Genomic DNA, 18,692 nt, shown 5'->3' on the forward strand with positions numbered 1-18,692 from the left:
CTCCATGCGCCGCGTCGCGTCCGAGCTCGGCGTCGGCGCGATGACCCTCTACACGTGGGTGCCCGGCAAGGGCGAGCTGCTCGACCTCATGGTCGAGACCGTGCTCGGCGAGGTCGTCGACCTGCTCGGCGGCCTCAAGCCCACGACGCCGCCCGACCCCGACTGGCGCGCCCGCCTCGAGGCCGTGGCGCGCGCCAACTGGACCGTCCTCGAACGGCACCCGTGGCTGCTCCAGGTCGCGACGCTCGGCCGCCCGCCGCTCGGCCCCAACGTCATGGCGAAGTACGAGATCGAGCTCCGCGCCCTCGACGGCACCGGGCTCGGCGAGGTCGACGTCGACGCGGTCGTCACCCTCGTCAACGGCTTCGTCGGCGGTGCCGCCCGCGGGGTCGTCGAGCAGGCCGCCGCCCGCGAGGCCACCGGCACGACCGAGGAGCAGTGGTGGCGGGCCGTCGAGCCGTACGTCGCCCAGGTGTTCGACGCCGAGGCCTACCCGACGGTCGCCCGGGTCGGGCCCGTCGCGGGCGAGGCCAACCAGGCCGCCTACGACCCGCGCCGCGCGTTCGAGTTCGGGCTGGCCCGCCTGCTCGACGGCGTCGCCGTCCTGGTGGACGCCGCGGGCGCCGCGGGCCGCCCCTAGACCCGGGCCTCAGGCCCAGGCGCGCAGGAGGTCGTCGGCGTCCCAGACGGTCGCCAGACCGTCGGCCGCCGTGCCCCCCGGGCACACGCCGACCAGCGGGGTGCCGACCTGCACCCCCGGGACGGCGAGCGCGTCTCGGGCGAGCGCGTCGACGTCCGTCGTCGTCAGCGGTGCGGTCCGCCACTTCACGGTCCCGACGAAGCCGACGCCGTGGTCGCCCGTCATGCCGACGAGGTCGACCTCGGGGACGTTCGACCGCGGCCACCAGCCGCCGACCCGGGTGACCGGCCAGCGGTCGTCGGGCAGAAGCCGTCCGAGCGCCTGCCGGACGACGGGTTCGACGGCCCGGCCGCGCCACGCGCCGAACCCGGCGTGCACCCGGTCCATCGCGAGGTCCGGACGCCCGCGGTCCACCTCGCCGAGGGCGGGCTCCACGAACGCCAGCCAGAACCTCAGCGCCGGGTCGGCGAGCCGGTACCGCCGGTTGCGCGGCGCCGGGCGCGCCGACAGCGGCTCGTCCACCTCGACGACCCGCTTGCCCGTGAGCGTCCGCAGCGTGGTCGTCAGCGTCGTCGCGTTGAACCCGTCGGCGCGGTCGGCGCCCTGGATCCCGCCGAACGTCCGCTCGCCGCGCCCGCCCAGGGCGGTGAGGACCTGCCGCGCCGGGGTCGTCGCGGGGAACTCGCTGTCGAGCGAGCGGCCGCCCGCGACGACCAGGGCGCTCGTCGACGACGCGAACGAGCGGCGGAGGAACGACTCGACGGAGTCCTGCGGCTCCCACTCCTGCACGACGAGCGGCAGCCCGCCGGTCACGAGGTGGGCGTCGAAGGCGGCCGCGGCCGAGAGTCCCGTCATGGTCGCGACGTCGGTGGGGGTGAGCGGGTCGAGGACCATCTCGGTCGCGCGGCCGTGGAACGGCTGGTCGGCCGCGAGCAGGTGCTCCATCATCGCGAGGTCCGAGCCGAGCAGCAGCAGGAGGACCGGCTTCTTCGACAGACGCGTGTCCCAGACGCGCTGCAGCTCGCCCGCGCCGCCGGGCACCCGCTCGAGGAGCCACGGCAGCTCGTCGACGACGACCACGGAGGGGGTGTCGGCTGGGAGGGCCGCCGCGAGCAGCGTCAGGGCCGCGGTGACGGTCGTCGGCGCCGTGCCGGCGGCCGCGACGGCGTCGGGCAGCGTCGAGCCGACCACGGCGCGGGTCAGCTCGGCCAGCTCGTCGGCGAGCGGCGCGTGTCGTGCGGCCTGGAAGTAGACGGACGGCACGTCGGTGCGGCGCAGGAACTCGTCCACCATCCGCGACTTGCCGACCCGCCGACGACCGCGCAGCGTGAGCGCGACGCCGGGATCGGCGCGGCGTCCGGTGCGGACCGTCTCCAGCAGCGAGGTGAGGATCGCCAGCTCCCGTGACCGACCGACGAAGCCTGACACTCGGACCATCCTTACTACGGTGGAGTTTAGTAAAGATCACTGTAGTACCAGCCGGGACTGGCTCGCCGGATATCGGATGAAATGCGTCCAGAAGGGCCCAAAAGGTTCAGCGACGACCCTAGGGTGGGCGCGTGCCGCCGACGGGTCCCGAGGTGCGCGCGCGGACGGTGCCCCGGCTCCCCGCGCTCGACGGCCTGCGCGGCGTCGCGGCGCTGGTCGTCGTCGTCCACCACAGCCTGCTGACGTCGTCGCTGCTGCTGTCCCCGTACCAGCGGCCCCCCGCGCGGTTCGACGCGTGGTCGTGGGAGTGGTTCCTCACCGAGACCCCGCTGCACCTGCTGTGGGACGGCACCGGCGCGGTCTTCGTCTTCTTCGTGCTCAGCGGGTTCGTCCTCGCCCTGCCGGCGTCGGTCGGGGCGCACGGTGCCTGGTCCGTCTACTACGTGCGACGCCTGCTGCGGCTCTACCTGCCGGTGTGGGGGTCGCTCGCGTTCGCGTGGGTCACGGTGCTGCTGGTCGACCGGCACCACGGCGTCGGCAGCACGTGGCTGCAGCACCGCGGCGCCTACAGCGTCGGCGGCCTGCCGCGGGACGCGCTGCTCGTCGGCGGCGTCGACGCCCTCAACGGGTCGCTCTGGACGCTGCAGTGGGAGGTCATCTTCTCGCTGCTGCTGCCGCTGTACCTGCTGGCCGCGCACCTGCTGCGACGCTGGCTGCCCGCGGTCGCCGTGCTGCTCCTCGCGCTCGTCGGGGTCGGCTGGGTCGTCGACTCGCTCGGCCCGCTGCGGTACCTGCCGGTGTTCGGGCTCGGCGTCGTGATGGCGTTCGAGCGGGAGCGGCTCGCGCAGGTCGCCGCGGCGATCGACGCGCGGCGGCTCGGGTGGCCGGTGGCGTACGCGGCGGTCGTGACGGCGCTGAGCGCCTACTGGCTGCTGTTCGTCGTCATGACGCCGACCGAGGTCCCGGCGGCGTTCGGGCACACCACGGGTGTCGCGGGTGCGGCGGCCGCGGTGTTCTGCGCGATCCACGGCCCGGCGTTCCGGCGCCGGCTCGAGTCGCCGCCCGTGCAGTGGCTCGGGCGGCGGTCGTTCAGCCTGTACCTCGTGCAGGAGCCGGTCATCGCGGCGGTCGCGATCGCGTGGACGGCGTCCGTCGGGGCGGGCCTGACGGTCGCGATCGCGGTGCCGCTGTCGCTGCTGCTCTCGGCGCTGTTCTACCGGGTCGTCGAGGCGCCGTCGCACCGGCTGTCGCAACGGGCCGGCCGGGCCGTCCGGCGGCGCGTCGAGGCCCGCGCCGCCCGCCGGACCGGGTCGACCGAGCCGGCCGACGACGCGGCGCCGAGCGTCAGCGAAGGGTCGCGAGCGCCTGGCTGAGGTCGTCGCGCAGGTCCTCGACGTCCTCCAGCCCGACGGACAGCCGGACCGTCGACTCCGCGATCCCGACGCGCGACCGGCCCTCGGGGCCGAGCTTGCGGTGCGTCGTCGTCGCGGGGTGCGTGACGATCGACTTCGCGTCGCCCAGGTTGTTCGACAGGTCGACGATGCGCAGGGCGTCGAGGAACGCGAACGTCGACTTCTTCGCGACGTCGGCGTCCGCGCCCTCGGGGACGCGCAGGTTCAGCGTGACGACCGTCCCGCCGCCGGTCTGCTGCGCGCGCGCGAGGTCGTGCTGCGGGTGCGACGGCAGGAACGGGTAGCGGACGGACTCGACCGCGGGCTGCTCCTCGAGCCACGTCGCGAGCGTGAGCGCGGACGCGGCCTGGTGCCGCACGCGCAGGGACATCGTCTCCAGGCCCTTGAGCAGCACCCACGCGTTGAACGGCGACAGCGACGGGCCGGTGTTCCGGACGAGCGTCTGCACGGGGCCGTTCACGTAGTCCGACGAGCCGAGGATCGCGCCGCCGAGCACGCGCCCCTGCCCGTCGATGTGCTTGGTCGCGGAGTAGACGACGACGTCGGCGCCGAGGTCCAGCGGGCGGGACAGGACGGGGGTCGCGAAGACGTTGTCGACGACGACGGTCGCCCCGGCCGCGTGCGCGAGGCGGGACACCGCGGCGATGTCGACGAGGTCCTGCATGGGGTTGGACGGCGTCTCGAAGAACACGACGTCGGCGGGCGTCGACAGCGCCTGCTCCCACTGCGCGAGCTCGTGGCCGTCGACGTAGTCGGTGCGTACGCCCCACTTCGCGAGGATCTCGTCGAAGATCACGACGGTCGACCCGAACAGCGCGCGGGCCGCGACGATGCGCGACCCCTGCTGCACGAGCGCGGCGAGCGACGTGAAGACGGCCGACATGCCGGTCGCCGTGGCGTAGGCGGCCTCGGCGCCGTCGAGCAGGCGCAGGCGCTCCTCGAACGTCGAGACCGTGGGGTTGGAGTAGCGCGAGTAGAGGAAACGGTCGACGTCGCCGGCGAACGCGGACTCGGCCTGGGCGGCGGAGTCGTAGACGTAGCCCTGCGTGAGGAACAGGCCCTCGGACATCTCCTGGAACTCGGAGCGCACGAGGCCGCCGCGGACGGCGAGGGTGTCGGGGCGCAGCGTCGCGCGGTCGACGGACCGGTCGTCCCAGTCGCCCGGGCCGGGCACACGGCCGGGCGTGCCGGCCGGGCGGCCGCTCACAGCGTCGTCCAGGGCAGGCCCTCGGCGCGCCAGCCGACGTGGCCTCGCTGGCCGTCGGGGCCGACGTCGCCCTCGAACCCGCGCAGCACGTTGTAGGCGGGGCCGAAGCCGCCGGCGGTGGCCGCGTTCGCGGCGGCGACCGAGCGGACGCCCGAGCGGCACAGGAAGACGACGGGCCGCTCGTCGCCGGGCGTCAGGCCGGCCTCGGCGAGCTGGTCGAGGAAGCGAGGGTTCGGCACGCCCTGCGGCGAGGTCCACTCGACGAGTGCGGCGCGGCCGTCGATGCCCTCGGCGTCGGGGATGCCGATGAACCGCCACTCGGCGTCGGTGCGCACGTCGACGAGCAGCGCCCGCTCGTCGGCCGCGAGCAGGTCCCACGCCTGCTGCGGGGTCAGGTCACCGGCGTACGTCATGCTGTCCTCCATCGGTCCTGGCGGTAGCACCCTCGCCCGGCGGACCGGGGGGTTGCTGCGGCGTCGTCGAGCCAGATCTCTCGGCCGCTCTGGATGGTTGGCGCGATGCTACGCGCGATCCGGCCGCGGTGGCCAAGGGGCGGACACGGCGTCCCGTCATCCGAGACGGCCGGGGTGTCCCGTTGACACCGACCACGCTCCTTGGGAACCCTCGACCCAGGTCATGAGCGCCAGCGACAAGCCCCGGCTCGCTGGCCGGCAACCCTCCTCCGCGGTGGGGTGCCCCGGGTGACGACCTGGCCGACCGCCGTCCGGCGGGAGGCAAGCGCGGGACCGGCCCCGGCCGTACGTCCCCCACCTGCCCGTGGAGGAGCACCATGACCGTCATCGCCGAGCACACCTCCTGTGCCGAGGTCGACGCCGCCACGCCGACGTCGTCGACCCGCGAGCCCGTCGCCGCCCTGCTGCCCGTCGTCGGCGGCGACACCACCGTCCCGCTGGTCGACGGCACGTCGCGCACCTACGCGAACCTCGACTACGCCGCGAGCGCCCCCGCGCTCGAGTCGGTCGCGGCCCGCGTCACCGAGGTCCTGCCGCTCTACGCGTCCGTGCACCGCGGCGCCGGCTACCTCTCGCAGGTCTCCACGGCGCTCTACGAGTCGGCCCGGCAGAGCATCGCCCGGTTCGTCGACGCCCGCCCCGACGACGTCGCGATCGTCACGCGCAACACGACGGACTCGCTCAACCTGCTCGCAGGCGTCGTGCCCGCCGGGGGCAAGGTGCTCGTCCTCGACGTCGAGCACCACGCCAACCTGCTGCCCTGGGTCCAGGCGTCGCAGCGGCACGGCAACACCACGACGATCCTGCCGATCGGCGCGACCGTCGCGGCCACCCTCGACGCGCTGCGCCGCGAGCTCGCGAGCCAGTCGTACGCGCTCCTCACGATCACCGGCGCGTCGAACGTCACCGGCGAGGCGCTGCCCGTCGACGAGGTCGTCGCGCTCGCGCACGCCGCCGGGACGCGCGTCGCCGTCGACGGCGCGCAGCTCGTCCCGCACCGCGGGTTCTCGCTCGCCGCGACCGACGCGGACTACGTCGCGTTCTCCGGCCACAAGACGTACGCGCCCTTCGGTGCGGGCGCGCTCGTCGGCCGTCGCGACTGGCTCGACACGGGCACGCCGTACCTCGCAGGGGGAGGTGCGGTGCGCGACGTCCGGGCCGACAGGACCGTCTGGCAGCCCGCCCCCGCGCGGCACGAGGCCGGGTCGCCCAACGTCATCGGCGCCATCGCGCTCGCCGAGGCCTGCGACCGGCTCGCCGCGCTGCCCGCCGGTGCGCTGCTCGCCCACGAGGAGGCGCTGCGGGCGCGGCTCGTCGACGGGCTCGGCGCGATCGACGGCGTCGAGGTCGCGCGCATCTGGCCCGACTCGACCGACCCCGTCGGCGTCCTCACGTTCACCGTCCCCGGGCACGACCCCGGCCTGGTGGCCGCCTACCTGTCCGCCGAGCACGGCATCGGCGTGCGCGACGGCCGGTTCTGCGCGCACCCGCTGCTCGCCCACCTCGGCAGCAGCGGCGGCGCGATCCGCGCGTCCGTCGGCGTCGGGACGACCAGCGAGGCCGTCGACCGGCTCGTCGAGGCGCTGCGGCGCTACCTGACCGACGGCCCGGCCTCCCGGTACGAGGTCGTGGACGCGTGCTGGGCGGTCGTCGACGACACCCGCCCGCTCGTGCAGGTGCACGGGCTCGACGCGCTCGCGGCCACGGCTGCGGCGGCCTGCGGACCGGCGCTCGACGACTGACCGCGGCGCGCACGGACGTCCTCCGACGAGCGAGCGCGTGCGTGCGGTCGCCCGACGACCGACGAGGGCGCGGACCCGCGTGCAGGGCGTCAGTCGACGACGACGCCCAGGTGGTCCGCGAGGATCGGCGCGAGGTCGAGCAGCTGGGCGGACGTGATCCGCGCACCCCGCAGCCCGGCCACGCCGTCGACCTCCTGCAGGCCCGTCAGGCCCCGCAGGTCGACCTCGGTGAGCGTCGTGCCGGTGAGGTCGAGGCGCCGCACGCGGCAGCCGTCGAGCACGAGCCGCCTGACCCGCGCACCGCCCAGGTCGAGCTCCTCGACGACGACGTCGGCGAGGGTGACGTCGACCAGGTCGGCGTCCCGCAGGTTGAGGTAGTCGATCTTGCCGCCGCGCACCTCGAGGCGGGTGAGCGTCGACCCGTACGCCTGCACGGCGCCGAGCCGGCACCCCGTCCAGCGTCCGTCCTGCCACGTCGCCGACGCGAGCGACACCGACCCGGCCCGCACGCCGTCCCACACGGTGTCGACGAGCCGCGCGTGGTCGAGCCGCACGTCGTCCAGGGAGCACGCGGTGAACGTGCACTCCAGGACCCGGGCGCGCCGGCCGTCCTGTCCGTCGAGCACCTCGTCGACGAGGTCGAGCGCGTCGAGGTCGGCGTCGGGCTCCAGGACCTGAGAAACCATGCGCGTCACCCTGCCAGACGTGGCAGCCTCGCGGGCGTGCTGCACGACGTCACGCTCGAGGGTCACGGTGTCCGGCTCGTCCCCCTCGACGCGTCCCACGCGGACGGGCTCGCGGCGTTCGTCGACGACCGTGTCTGGGCGGGCATGTCGTCGCCGCTGCCCGTCGGTCCCGCCGCGTGGCGCGAGGAGGTCGCACGGGCGCAGGCGGCCCCCGGGCGGGTCGCGTTCGCCGCGGTCGACGCCGCGACCGGCGAGGTGCGCGGCAGCACGTCGTTCTACGACTGGGAGCCGCGCCTGCTGCGCGTCGAGATCGGCCACACGTACTTCGCGCCGCGGTGGTGGGGGACCAGCAACAACCCGGCCTGCAAGCTGCTCATGCTGACGCACGCGTTCGAGACGTGGGGGTGCGCCCGCGTCGCCTTCCGCGCCGACACGCGCAACGCGCGGTCGGTCGGCGCGATCACGCGGCTGGGCGCAGTCCCCGAGGGTGTCCTGCGCAGCCACCGGCTCGCGCCCGACGGGACGCGCGGCGACTCGGCGTACTTCTCGATCCTCCCCGACGAGTGGCCGTCGGTCCGTGACGGCCTGCTGGCGCGGCTCGGCGCACGCGGCGACTGACGACCCCGCCCTCGGCCCGCCCGCCGCGGACACCGTCCGGACCCGCCGCGGGCGGACCGGTGCCGTGCGACCGCGGCGGCCACGAGCAGGACCGCGACGACGAGCAGCGCGGCGGCCGCCCACCACGAGCGTCCGTGCGACGAGCGGACCGCCGTCGACGCGGGGGTGCCACATCGCCCGTCACGGGCGGGGTGCAACATCGCCCGTCACCGGCAGACTGGGGCCCATGCCAGGCAGCGTGCTCCTGCCCCGGGTCGACCGGGCCGCCCTCGACGAGCAGCGCCGTCGCGTGCACGTCCGGGTGCTCGCCTCCCGCGCGGTCCTCGTGCTCGCGCTCGTCGGGCTGATCTCCAGCCTGCTGCGCGGGATCTGGCGGGACCTGTCCCTGTTCGGCGGCGTGCTGCCCGACGCGGGCACCGCGTCAGCCCGGCCGGCGCTCATCACCGTCTCGATCGTCCTGCTGTTCACCGCGCGCGGGCTGCGCAAGGGGCACCGGCTGTCGTGGGTGCTGACGCTCGGCCTGCTGACCGCGTCGGCGGTGCTGCACCTGGTGCGCGGCCTCGACGTGCTCGCCGCAGCCCTCGTCGTCGTCGGCACCGTGTGGCTCGCGACCCAGCGCTCGGCGTTCCCGGTCCTGCCCAACCGGCGCGACGTCCGCCGGGCCGTCCTGCTCGTCGTGTTCGCCGTCGTGTTCCTCGTCGTGACGTTCGTCGGCCTCGGCATCTGGATCGCGGTGACCGACCCCGGGACCGCCGAGATCGAGCGGCTCGGGCGCATCCTGCGCCCGGTCGAGTTCGTCCTCGAGCTCGCGTTCCTGCTGACGCTGCTGTGGAGCCTCACGTCCTCGCGCCGACCGGTGCGGCTGAACCCCGCCGACCACGCCGAGGAGCGCGAGCGGGCTCGTGCCATCGTGCAGCGGTGGGGCACCGGGACGCTCGACTACTTCGCGCTGCGTGACGACAAGGACTGGTTCTTCGTCGGGCGGTCCGTGATCGCCCACTCGGTACGCGGTGGCGTGTGCCTCGTCTCGCCCGACCCGATCGGCCCGCCCGAGGACCGCGAGCAGACGTGGGCGGAGTTCCTCGACTACACGGAGGACTTCGGCTGGTCCGTCGCGATCATCGGTGCCGGCCAGGACTGGCTGCCCGTGTACGAGGCCGCCGGGCTGCGGATCGTCTACCTGGGCGACGAGGCCATCGTCGACTGCACGACGTTCACCACCGCGGGCGGCTCGCACAAGTCGCTGCGGCAGGCCGTCTCCCGCGTCGAGCGAGCCGGCTACACGACGACGTTCCACGACCCCGCGACGATCGACCCGCACCTGCGCGCCCAGATCGAGACGATGAGCGACGAGTCCCGCCGCGGCGAGACCGAGCGCGGGTTCTCGATGACGCTGTCGCGCCTGTTCGACCCGCACGACACCGGGCTGCTCCTGTCCGTCACCGCGACCGAGGCCGGGCGTGTCGACGCGTTCTGCCAGTGGGTGCCCGCTCCGGCGATCGGCGGCTGGTCGCTCGACGTCATGCGCCGCCGCCTCGACGTCGAGGGCCTGCCGAACGGCCTCATCGACACGAACATCGTGCACACCGTCGCCGAGCTCAAGGCGCGCGGGCACACCGGCCTCGGCCTCAACTTCGCCGTGCTGCGCGAGGTGCTCGAGGCCGAGGAGGGCGCCGGCACGCGGATCGAGCAGCTCACGCGGCCCGTCCTGCAGCGCCTCTCGCAGGGCACCCAGATGGCGACGCTCGGGCAGTTCAACGAGAAGTTCGACCCGTCCTGGGTGCCGCGGTACACCGTCCTCGACTCCGTCGAGTACGTCGCGACGCAGGCCGTCGTCATGGCCGGCGCCGAAGGGGTCACCGAGATCCCCGTGATCGGCCGGTTCCTCGGGAACGTGGGCCAGCCCTCGTGATCGGCTCGCTGCTCGCCGCCGTCCTGTCGTCGGTCGGCTACGGCGTCAGCACGATCATGCAGGCCGTCGGCGCACGCCGGGCAGGTGGTCTGGGCGCCGTCGCACAGCCCCTCGTCATCGCCGCGTTCGTCGTCGACGGCCTCGCGTGGCTGCTGTCCCTGCTCGCCCTCGACCACCTGCCGCTCTTCGTGGTGCAGGCGGTCATCGCGTCGTCGCTGGTCGTCGTCGTGCTGCTGGCCCGGCTCGTCCTCGGGGCGACCATGCGCCGCCTCGACGTCCTCGCCGTGGTGGCCGTCGTCGCCGCGCTCGTCGTCATCGCCCTGTCGGGAGACGAGCAGCCTGCCGTGCACCCGCCCGCCGGGTTCGACGCCGTCATGATCGCCGCTGCCGTCGTCGTGGCCGTCGGCACGCTGCTCGCGTACAGCTCCGGGCCGCCGGTCCTGCTCGCCGTCCTCGGCGGGCTCGGCTACTCGGTCGCGGCGATCGCCGCGCGCGCCGCGCACGCCGACGGGGACCTGCTCGACACGGTCCTGCAACCGCTCGCGATCCCCATCGTCGTCGGCGGCGTCGCCGGGGCGCTCGCCTACCTGCGGGCGCTCGAGCGCGGGTCCGTCGGGACGGCCGCCGCGATGGTCTCGGTCCTGGAGGTCGTCGTGCCCGGCGTCGTCGGGCTCAGCGTCCTCGGCGACTTCGTGCGGTCCGGCTGGGTCCTGCCCGCGGCGCTCGCGCTGCTCGTCGCGCTCGCGGGCTGCGTCGTCCTGGCCCGCAGCCCCGCCAACGCCGCCGCGGAGGCCGGCGACGACGGTGTGCCGGTCGCGGCGCCGACGACCTGACCGACGACCTCACCGACCACCGGAGCGACCGGACCGACGACCGGACCGACGACCGGACCGACGACCAGCGACGAGCAGGCACGAGGAGGGCACCGTGGACGGAGCCGGCGTCGACGCCTGGTCGGCGGTCGCGGACGGCTGGGCCGAGCTGTGGTCGACGATGGCCGACCCCGCGCGACGCGCCCTCCTCGACGCGACCGCGGTCGGCCCGGGAACCCGCGTGCTCGACGTCGGCTGCGGGAGCGGGGAGCTGCTCGACGCGGCCACCCGACGCGGCGCCGTCGTCACGGGCGTCGACCCGGCGCCGGGGATGCGCGCGCTCGCGGCCGCGCGGGTGCCGGACGCCGACGTGCGCGACGGCGACGCCGAGCACCTGCCCTTCGGCCGAGGCGCGTTCGACGTCGTGCTCGCCGTCAACGCGCTGCAGTTCGCCGACGACCTGGACGACGCGCTCGCCGAGGTCGTGCGCGTGACGGTCCCGGGCGGGCTGGTCGGCGTGAGCAACTGGGCCGAAGGGCCTCGGAACGACGTCACCGTCGTCGAGGACGCCGTCGCACGGTTCCACGACGACGACCCGCCGCCCGACGGCGACCTGCGCCCCGCGGGCGGGCTGGAGCGCGTGCTGCGGGACGCCGGGCTGGACGTCGTCGAGGCGGGCCTCGTCGACCTGACGTGGGAGGTCCCCGACGACGCGACGCTGGTGCGCGGCATCCTGCTCGGCGAGGACCCGGCCACGGTCGCGGAGGCGACCCCCACGGTGCTCGCGGCGGCGTCCCCGTTCCGCACCCCGTCGGGCGGCTACCGCCTCTCGAACGCGTTCCGCTGGGCGGTCGCCCGCACCCCGTCGGACGCGTCGCACGCGCCGCCCCCGCCCACCCCGCCCAGGTCGTGACTCCCCGCCGAGGTCGTGAGTCAGGACGCCCGACCTCGACGCGACCTCACGACCTCGACGCCGTCCGCGTCAGCGGAGCCTCGACGCCGTCCGCGTCAGCGCAGCGGGTCGACGCGGCCCGTCAGGTGCGGGCGGCCCGAGCGTGCGTCCCAGCCCGCGAACGCGGTGCCGGGACCGTCGGGTGCGACGCGCACCGTGACCGTCCCGGGCAGCAGGACGGGCTTGTGGAACTCGACGGTCCACGTGAACGCGTCGCCGCGCACGGCCCCGACGTCGGCGAGCGCCCGCGCCGCCGTGAACATCCCGTGCGCGATGGTCCGCGGGAAGCCGAGCGCCTTCGCGGAGAGCCGCGACAGGTGGATGGGGTTGTGGTCGCCGGAGACGGCGGCGTAGCGCCGCCCGGCGTCGGCGGCGAGCTTCCAGCGCCCGGTCGGCACGGGCGCGACGAACTCGTCGCGGACCGCGTCGTCGGGCCGCCCCGCGAGCCGCACGCCCTTGGCGAGGTACGTCGAGACGCCCCGCCAGACGAGCGCGCCCCCGACCCGGACCTCGGCGACGAGGTCGACGGTCGTGCCGGACCGGTGCGGCCGCAGGTCCTGCGCCCAGGCGCGCACGTCGAACGCCTCGTCGAGGCGCACGGGCGCGTGCTGCTCGACGCGGTTCGCGACGTGCACGAGCCCGAGCAGCGGCAGGGGGAAGTCGGGTCGCACCATGACCGCGAACGCGACGGGGAACGCGAGGACGTGCACGAACCCGGCGGGCAGCCGGTCGGACGCGGACTCCCCGACGAGGTGCTGGTACGCAGTGAGGTGGTCGGCGTCGGCGCGGACGCCGCGTACCTCGTGGACGACGTCGGGCAGGGTGCGCGGCGCACGGCCGACGCGCCGCGCGACCGCGAGCCGCCCCGTCGCCGCCGCGCCGCGCGCGTAGAGGCCGCCGAGCGCCGGGACGGACGGCAGGACGACCGTCGTCACTGGCCCACCATGTTCTGTCCGCACACGCGCAGCGTCCGCCCGACGATCCCGCCCGCGGCGGGCGACGCGAGGAACGCGACGGCCTCCGCGACGTCGACGGGCTGCCCGCCCTGCTGCAGCGAGTTGAGCCGCCGCGCGACCTGCCGGGTCAGGGCGGGGATGCGGGCCGTCATCTCGGTCTCGATGAACCCGGGCGCGACCGCGTTGGCGGTGCCGCCGAACGGCACGAGCAGCGGCGCGGTCGCCCGGACCATGCCGATGACGCCGCCCTTGGACGCCGCGTAGTTGGTCTGCCCGCGGTTGCCCGCGATGCCGGACGTCGACGCGAGCGACACGATGCGCGGCTCGTCCGCGAAGTCGCCGGACGTCAGGAGCGCCTCGTTGATGCGCAGCTGGGACGCGATGTTCACGGCCAGCACGGAGTCCCACTTGTCGGGCGTCATGTTGGCGAGCAGCTTGTCGCGCGTGATGCCGGCGTTGTGCACGACGACGTCGAGCCGCCCGTGCCGCTGCAGGGCGTGCGCGAGGATCCGGGCGCCCGCGTCCTGCGCGGTCACGTCGAGCTGCAGCGCGGTGCCGTGCACGCGGTTCGCGACCGCGGCGAGCTGCTCGCCCGCGGCGGGGACGTCGACGGCCACGACGGTCGCCCCGTCCCGCGCGAGGGTCGCGGCGATGGACGCGCCGATCCCGCGTGCGGCACCGGTGACGACCGCGACGCGACCCTCGAGCGGCCGGTCCCACGACGCCGGCAGCGCGCCCGCGTCGGAGTCGACCGTGAGCAGCTGACCGTCGACGAACGCCGAGCGGGCCGACAGGAAGAACCGCACCGCGCCGAGCGTCGACGGCGCCGTGACGGGCACGCCCTCGCGCAGCACGACGCCGTTGCCGGTCGCCCCGCCGCGCAGCTCCTTGGCGAGCGAGCGCAGGAGCCCGTCGACGCCCTGCCGGGCGGCGGCCAGCGCGGGGGCGTCGTCGGGGGTCGCCTCGCGGGACACCGTGACGACGCGGCCGCCGCGCGCGAGCCCGCGCAGCACGCCCGCGGTCGCGAGGACGGGCCCGGCGAGCTGGTCGGGGTGCTCGACGTCGGTGAGCACGACGACGACCGCGGCGTACCGCGTGTCGGGCGACGCGTGCCGGTGCACGTCGAGGTCCCAGCCGTCGAGGACGGTCGAGCCGGGCGCGCCACCCGCGGGGCCCGCGAGCACGGCGGCGAGCGCGTCGGCGTCCTTGCCGCGGCCGAGGACGAGCACGGGCCCGTCGACGAGCGGCGTGCCGGCGCGGTAGCGGCGCAGGGGCGCGGGCTGCGGCAGGCCGAGCTGCTGCGCGAGCTTCTTCGTGACGCCGCTGTTGACGAGGTTGAGGTAGGTGTCGGTCATGGTCAGGCCGCCTCGAGGATCGCGGTGAGGCCGAGCCCGCCGGCCGCGCACACCGACACCAGCGCCCGCACGGGCCGCCCTTCGGCCTGCTTGCGGCGGTGCAGCTCCTTGCTGACGGTCGCGACGATCCGCCCGCCGGTCGCGGCGAACGGGTGGCCGGCGGCGAGCGACGAGCCGTGCACGTTGAGCCGTGCCCGGTCGACGGTGCCGAACGCGCCGTCGAGGCCGAGCCGCTCCTTGCCGAACTGGTCGGACTCCCACGCCGCGAGGGTCGTCAGGACGGTCGACGCGAACGCCTCGTGGATCTCGACGTAGTCGAGGTCGTCGAGCGTCAGGCCGTTGCGGGCGAGCAGCCGCGGCACCGCGAAGACGGGGGCCATGAGCAGCCCGTCGACGCCGTGCACGAAGTCGACGGCGGCGGCCTCGGCGTCGACGACGACGGCGAGCGGCGTGAGGTCGTGCGCGGCGGCCCACTCGTCGGAGCCGAGCAGGACGGTCGACGCCCCGTCGGTCAGCGGAGTGGAGTTGCCGGCCGTCATGGTCGCCGGGGTGTCGAGGCCCAGGCCGAACGCGGGCCTGAGCTTCGCGAGCTTCTCCAGCGAGGTGTCGGCGCGCAGGTTCCCGTCGCGCGTCTGCCCGCGGAACGGGGTCACGAGGTCGTCGAAGAACCCGGCGTCCCACGCGGCGGCGAGGCGCTGGTGCGACGCGAGGGCGAGCTCGTCCTGTGCCTCGCGCGTGATGCCCCACTGGGCGGTGGTGAGGGCCTGGTGCTCGCCCATCGACAGGCCGGTGCGCGGCTCGTCGGTGCGGGGGGCGGCGGGCGCGAGGTCCTTCGGGCGCAGCCGTGCGGCGACGGCGACGCGCTGCCCGACGGTCTTCGCGCGGGACAGGTCGAGCAGCGTGCGGCGCAGCCGGTCGCTCACGGCGATGGGCGCGTCGGACGTGGTGTCGACGCCGCCGGCGATGCCGGACTCGAGCTGGCCGAGCCGGATCTTGTTGGCGAGCCCGACGACGGACTCGAGCCCGGTCGCGCACGCCTGCTGGACGTCGTAGGCGGGCGTCGTGGGGGACAGTGCGGACCCGAGGACCGACTCGCGCGTGAGGTTGAAGTCGCGGGAGTGCTTGAGCACGGCCCCCGCGGCGACCTCGCCGATGCGCTCGCCCTGCAGCCCGTAGCGGGCGACGAGCCCGTCGAGCGCGGCGGTGAGCATGTCCTGGTTGCTCGCGTGGGCGTACGCACCGCCGGCGCGGGCGAAGGGGATCCGGTTGCCGCCGAGGACGAGCGCGCGCCGGGTGGTCGGCGCGGTCGGGGTCGGGGGCTTGCGGGGGGAGGGGGCCACGGTTGGTTCCTCTCGCGTCGTCGCTTGAGTCGCTGGTTCGTCGCTGGTCAGGACGGGTCGCGCGTCGGAGCGCGAGGGACCTTCGTCCCGAAGTTGTGTCCGAAACCCACAGTACCTGATACCTTCGGTTTCGTGAGCCCCATCACACGAGGGCCGTCGACGACGACCGGCCTCAGGCTGATCGGCGCCGACGCCCCGTCGTCCGGCGCCGAGCCCCGCACCCCCGACGAGCCCCCCGCCGACGGCCGCTCGACCCGCTGGGCCGACCACCGCGAGGCCCGCCGCGCCGAGTTCGTGCGCATCGCGCGCCGCACCGTCCACCACCACGGCCCCGACGTCTCCATGGAGGAGATCGCCGCCGCCGCCGGCACGTCGAAGTCGATCGTCTACCGCTACTTCACGGACAAGACCGGCCTGCAGATCGCCGTCGCCGAGGCCGTCGTCCTGCAGATCCAGGGCGCGCTCGAAGGCGTCCTGCGCGTCGCGCCCACCCCGCGCGACGGCCTGCGGGCGATGGTCGCGGTGTACCTCGAGATGATCGAGTCGTCGCCGCACGTGTACGCGTTCGTCACGCGGGACGGCTCCGTCGAGTCCGGCGGCCCGCTCGGCCACTTCCTCGACTCGGTCACCGCGCTCGTCGCCGCCCCCTTCGCCCGGGGCCTCACCCAGGAGCAGCCCGACGGCCGCCGCACGGCCCGCCGCCCCGACGACGCCCACGCCCCCGAGACCGTCGACCCCGCGGCCGACGCCGCGCGCGTCGCGCTCGCCGAGGTCTGGGCCGCAGGAGCCGTGGGCTTCGTCCGCGGCGCGGGGGAGTGGTGGCTCGCGCACCGCGACCAGCCCGGCGCGCTCGACCGCGAGACCGTCACCGCCCAGGTCGCCGCGTGGCTCTGGGCGGGCCCCGTCGGCCTGCTCGCCCGCGACCGCAGCCGGTCCACCGACGGGCCCGACGCGCACGACCTCACCGACCACCTGACCGGCGCGACCCACCTCACCCACGCGACGCACCCCGCAGACCCGGAGGAGTCCCGATGACGACGACCACCCCCCGCCCCACCCCGGCGGACACCGAGCAGGGCGACCCCCGGCTGGACGCCGACGTCCGCCTCGACGTCGACCACCTCGCCCGCGTGCTCCTCGGCCACTACCCGGAGCTGCGCCTCGGCGCGCGCCGGCTCATGACCGACGAGCGGCTCCACCGGATCGAGGGACAGACGCTCGCCGAGCACCGCGACCGCGTGCTCGGGCAGCTGCGCATCCTCGCGGCCGAGGGCGACGTGCACCGCTCGTTCCCGGCGCGGTTCGGGGGGGCCGACGACCACGGCGGCTTCCTCGCCCGGTTCGAGGAGCTCACGCACGCCGACCCGTCGCTGCAGATCAAGTCGGGCGTGCAGTGGGGGCTGTTCGCGTCGGCGATCTACCACCTCGGCACCGAGCGCAGCCACGACCAGTTCCTCCGGGACGCGCTGACGGTCGCCGTCCCGGGTGCCTTCGCGATGACCGAGACGGGCCACGGGTCCGACGTCGCCTCGATCGGCACGACGGCGACCTACGAGCCGGAGACCGAGGAGTTCGTCATCCACACGCCGTTCCGCGCGGCGTGGAAGGACTACCTCGGCAACGCGGGCCTGCACGGCACCGCCGCGGTCGTCTTCGCGCGGCTGCTCACGGCCCCCGCGGGCGCACCGCGCGTCGACCACGGCGTGCACGCGTTCTACGTGCCGATCCGCAACCCGCAGACGATGGAGTTCCTGCCGGGCGTCGGCGGCGAGGACGACGGGCTCAAGGGCGGCCTCAACGGCATCGACAACGGCCGCCTGTGGTTCGACCACGTGCGCGTCCCGCGGACGCACCTGCTCAACCGGTACGGCGACGTCGCCGCCGACGGCACGTACTCCTCGCCCATCGCGAGCCCCGGGCGCCGCTTCTTCACGACGCTCGGCACGCTCGTCCAGGGCCGCGTCTCGCTCGACGGCGCCGCGGTCACCGCGTCCCGCCTGGGCCTGACCATCGCGATCACGTACGGCAACCAGCGCCGCCAGTTCCAGGGCGGCACGGGCGACGAGGTCGTCCTCATGGACTACGCCGAGCACCAGCGCCGCCTGCTGCCGCTGCTCGCCGAGACGTACGCCGCAGGCTTCGCGCACGAGGACCTGCTCGCCGCGTTCGACGACGTGTTCTCGGGCCGCAACGACACCCCCGACACGCGCGAGGACCTCGAGACGCTCGCGGCCGCGCTCAAGCCGACGTCGACCTGGCACGCGCTGCGCACCCTGCAGACGTGCCGCGAGGCGTGCGGCGGCGCGGGCTTCCTCGCCGAGAACCGCATCACGGGCCTGCGCGCCGACCTCGACGTCTACGCGACGTTCGAGGGCGACAACACCGTCCTGCTGCAGCTCGTCGGCAAGCGCCTGCTCACCGACTACGCGAAGGGCTTCAAGCACCTCGACGCCGTCAAGGTCGCGCGGCTCGTCGCCGAGCGGGCCTCCGACGCCGCCCGGTTCCGCACCCCGCTGCACCGCGCCCTGCAGACCGTCTCCGACGTCGGCGACCCGCGCCGCAGCGCCGGCCAGCTCCGCGAGACCGACACCCAGCGCGCGCTGCTCGTCGACCGCGTCGAGACGATGGTCGCCGAGGTCGGGCAGGCCCTGCGGCCCGCCCAGAAGGCCGACCCCGCGACGGCCGCCGCGCTGTTCAACTCGCAGCAGCACGCGCTCGTCGAGGCAGCCCGCGCGCACGCCGAGCTCGTCCAGTGGGAGTCGTTCACCGCCGCCCTGGCGCGCGTCACCGACCCCGGCACCAAGCAGGTGCTGACCTGGGTGCGCGACCTCTTCGGGCTCACGCTCGTCGAGCGGCACCTCGCCTGGTACCTGGTCAACGGGCGGCTGTCCGCCGGGCGGGCCCGCACCGTCACGTCGTACATCGACCGGCTCGTGTCGCGGCTGCGGCCGCACGCGCAGGACCTCGTCGACGCGTTCGGGTTCGAGCAGGCACACCTGCGCGCCCCGATCGCGTCCGGCGCGGAGCAGGCCCGCCAGGACGAGGCGCGCGCGTACTACCGCGCGCAGCGCGCCTCGGGCGACGCCCCGATCCCGGAGAAGCACACCCGCTGACCGGTGTGCGCCCCACCCCGACCCGGGTGGGGCGCACGGCCTCGGG

General features: G+C 75.2%; 16 protein-coding genes and 2 riboswitches. Of the genes, 9 read left to right on the plus strand and 7 right to left on the minus strand.

Translation table 11 applies throughout. The features are described from left to right. On the plus strand, positions 1 to 640 hold a 640-nt coding region (locus CBZ_RS09845), incomplete at its 5' end, for a TetR/AcrR family transcriptional regulator C-terminal domain-containing protein (RefSeq protein WP_130781386.1). A gap of 9 nt (positions 641 to 649) precedes the next feature. Here CBZ_RS09845 and CBZ_RS09850 read toward each other — a convergent pair. Further along, positions 650 to 2,077: an ATP-binding protein gene (locus CBZ_RS09850; protein WP_218022745.1), complete on the minus strand. Its 1,428-nt coding sequence runs from the start codon at positions 2,075 to 2,077 to the stop codon at positions 650 to 652. A 122-nt stretch (positions 2,078 to 2,199) separates the two neighbouring features. Here CBZ_RS09850 and CBZ_RS09855 point away from each other — a divergent pair, with 122 nt between their 5' ends. Continuing rightward, positions 2,200 to 3,441 carry an acyltransferase family protein gene (locus CBZ_RS09855; RefSeq protein ID WP_130781387.1) on the plus strand — a complete coding sequence of 414 codons (1,242 nt, stop codon included), beginning with the start codon at positions 2,200 to 2,202 and terminating at the stop codon, positions 3,439 to 3,441. Here the strand turns inward: CBZ_RS09855 and CBZ_RS09860 are convergent. Next, complete coding sequence (locus CBZ_RS09860) at positions 3,413 to 4,687, minus strand: O-succinylhomoserine sulfhydrylase (protein WP_373862165.1); 1,275 nt, start codon at positions 4,685 to 4,687, stop codon at positions 3,413 to 3,415. The two genes, CBZ_RS09855 and CBZ_RS09860, sit on opposite strands and share 29 nt — an antisense overlap. Next, a complete protein-coding gene (locus tag CBZ_RS09865) occupies positions 4,684 to 5,100 on the minus strand; it encodes a rhodanese-like domain-containing protein (RefSeq protein ID WP_130781388.1) in 417 nt (138 codons plus the stop codon). The genes CBZ_RS09860 and CBZ_RS09865 overlap by 4 nt, the downstream gene beginning before the upstream one ends. Positions 5,101 to 5,105: 5 nt before the next feature. Then, positions 5,106 to 5,200: riboswitch (SAM riboswitch) on the minus strand. Between the two features lie 119 nt (positions 5,201 to 5,319). Beyond that, positions 5,320 to 5,434, plus strand: a riboswitch (SAM riboswitch). 43 nt (positions 5,435 to 5,477) lie between these two features. Between CBZ_RS09865 and CBZ_RS09870 the strand changes: the two genes are divergently transcribed. After that, positions 5,478 to 6,902, plus strand: coding sequence for an aminotransferase class V-fold PLP-dependent enzyme (locus tag CBZ_RS09870; RefSeq protein ID WP_130781389.1), 1,425 nt, complete (start codon positions 5,478 to 5,480; stop codon positions 6,900 to 6,902). An 89-nt stretch (positions 6,903 to 6,991) separates the two neighbouring features. Here the strand turns inward: CBZ_RS09870 and CBZ_RS09875 are convergent, their stop codons facing one another. Further along, a complete protein-coding gene (locus tag CBZ_RS09875) occupies positions 6,992 to 7,588 on the minus strand; it encodes a pentapeptide repeat-containing protein (protein ID WP_130781390.1) in 597 nt (198 codons plus the stop codon). Positions 7,589 to 7,624: 36 nt separating this feature from the next. Between CBZ_RS09875 and CBZ_RS09880 the strand changes: the two genes are divergently transcribed. The 4 genes from CBZ_RS09880 to CBZ_RS09895 all read left to right on the plus strand — a co-directional run bounded on the left by CBZ_RS09880 (position 7,625) and on the right by CBZ_RS09895 (position 11,843). After that, the gene (locus tag CBZ_RS09880; RefSeq protein ID WP_130781391.1) at positions 7,625 to 8,206 is read left to right on the plus strand and encodes a GNAT family N-acetyltransferase; all 582 of its coding nucleotides are present in this window, start codon (positions 7,625 to 7,627) and stop codon (positions 8,204 to 8,206) included. A gap of 226 nt (positions 8,207 to 8,432) precedes the next feature. Further along, a complete protein-coding gene (locus CBZ_RS09885; protein ID WP_130781392.1) occupies positions 8,433 to 10,118 on the plus strand; it encodes a bifunctional lysylphosphatidylglycerol flippase/synthetase MprF in 1,686 nt (561 codons plus the stop codon). Further along, entirely contained in the window at positions 10,115 to 10,951 is an 837-nt protein-coding gene (locus CBZ_RS09890; protein ID WP_130781393.1) for a hypothetical protein, read from the plus strand. Before CBZ_RS09885 ends, CBZ_RS09890 begins: the two co-directional genes overlap by 4 nt. A 94-nt stretch (positions 10,952 to 11,045) precedes the next feature. Then, a complete protein-coding gene (locus tag CBZ_RS09895; RefSeq protein ID WP_130781394.1) occupies positions 11,046 to 11,843 on the plus strand; it encodes a class I SAM-dependent methyltransferase in 798 nt (265 codons plus the stop codon). A 95-nt stretch (positions 11,844 to 11,938) separates the two neighbouring features. Here the strand turns inward: CBZ_RS09895 and CBZ_RS09900 are convergent, their stop codons facing one another. The 3 genes from CBZ_RS09900 to CBZ_RS09910 are packed head-to-tail and all read right to left on the minus strand — an operon-like array spanning position 11,939 to position 15,533. After that, positions 11,939 to 12,817 (minus strand): MaoC family dehydratase, encoded by an 879-nt coding sequence (locus CBZ_RS09900; RefSeq protein ID WP_130781395.1) that lies wholly within the window; start codon positions 12,815 to 12,817, stop codon positions 11,939 to 11,941. Then, positions 12,814 to 14,193: a 3-oxoacyl-ACP reductase gene (locus CBZ_RS09905; protein WP_130781396.1), complete on the minus strand. Its 1,380-nt coding sequence runs from the start codon at positions 14,191 to 14,193 to the stop codon at positions 12,814 to 12,816. The genes CBZ_RS09900 and CBZ_RS09905 overlap by 4 nt, the downstream gene beginning before the upstream one ends. A gap of 2 nt (positions 14,194 to 14,195) precedes the next feature. Continuing rightward, positions 14,196 to 15,533, minus strand: a complete 1,338-nt coding sequence (locus CBZ_RS09910; RefSeq protein WP_130781397.1) for an acetyl-CoA C-acetyltransferase — start codon at positions 15,531 to 15,533, stop codon at positions 14,196 to 14,198. A gap of 132 nt (positions 15,534 to 15,665) precedes the next feature. Between CBZ_RS09910 and CBZ_RS09915 the strand changes: the two genes are divergently transcribed. Then, positions 15,666 to 16,568, plus strand: a complete 903-nt coding sequence (locus tag CBZ_RS09915) for a TetR/AcrR family transcriptional regulator (RefSeq protein ID WP_130781398.1) — start codon at positions 15,666 to 15,668, stop codon at positions 16,566 to 16,568. Further along, complete coding sequence (locus CBZ_RS09920; RefSeq protein ID WP_130781399.1) at positions 16,565 to 18,646, plus strand: acyl-CoA dehydrogenase family protein; 2,082 nt, start codon at positions 16,565 to 16,567, stop codon at positions 18,644 to 18,646. Before CBZ_RS09915 ends, CBZ_RS09920 begins: the two co-directional genes overlap by 4 nt. Positions 18,647 to 18,692 lie beyond the last annotated feature (46 nt).

The organism is Cellulomonas biazotea, from assembly GCF_004306155.1.
In the GTDB taxonomy this organism is placed as follows: domain Bacteria; phylum Actinomycetota; class Actinomycetes; order Actinomycetales; family Cellulomonadaceae; genus Cellulomonas; species Cellulomonas biazotea.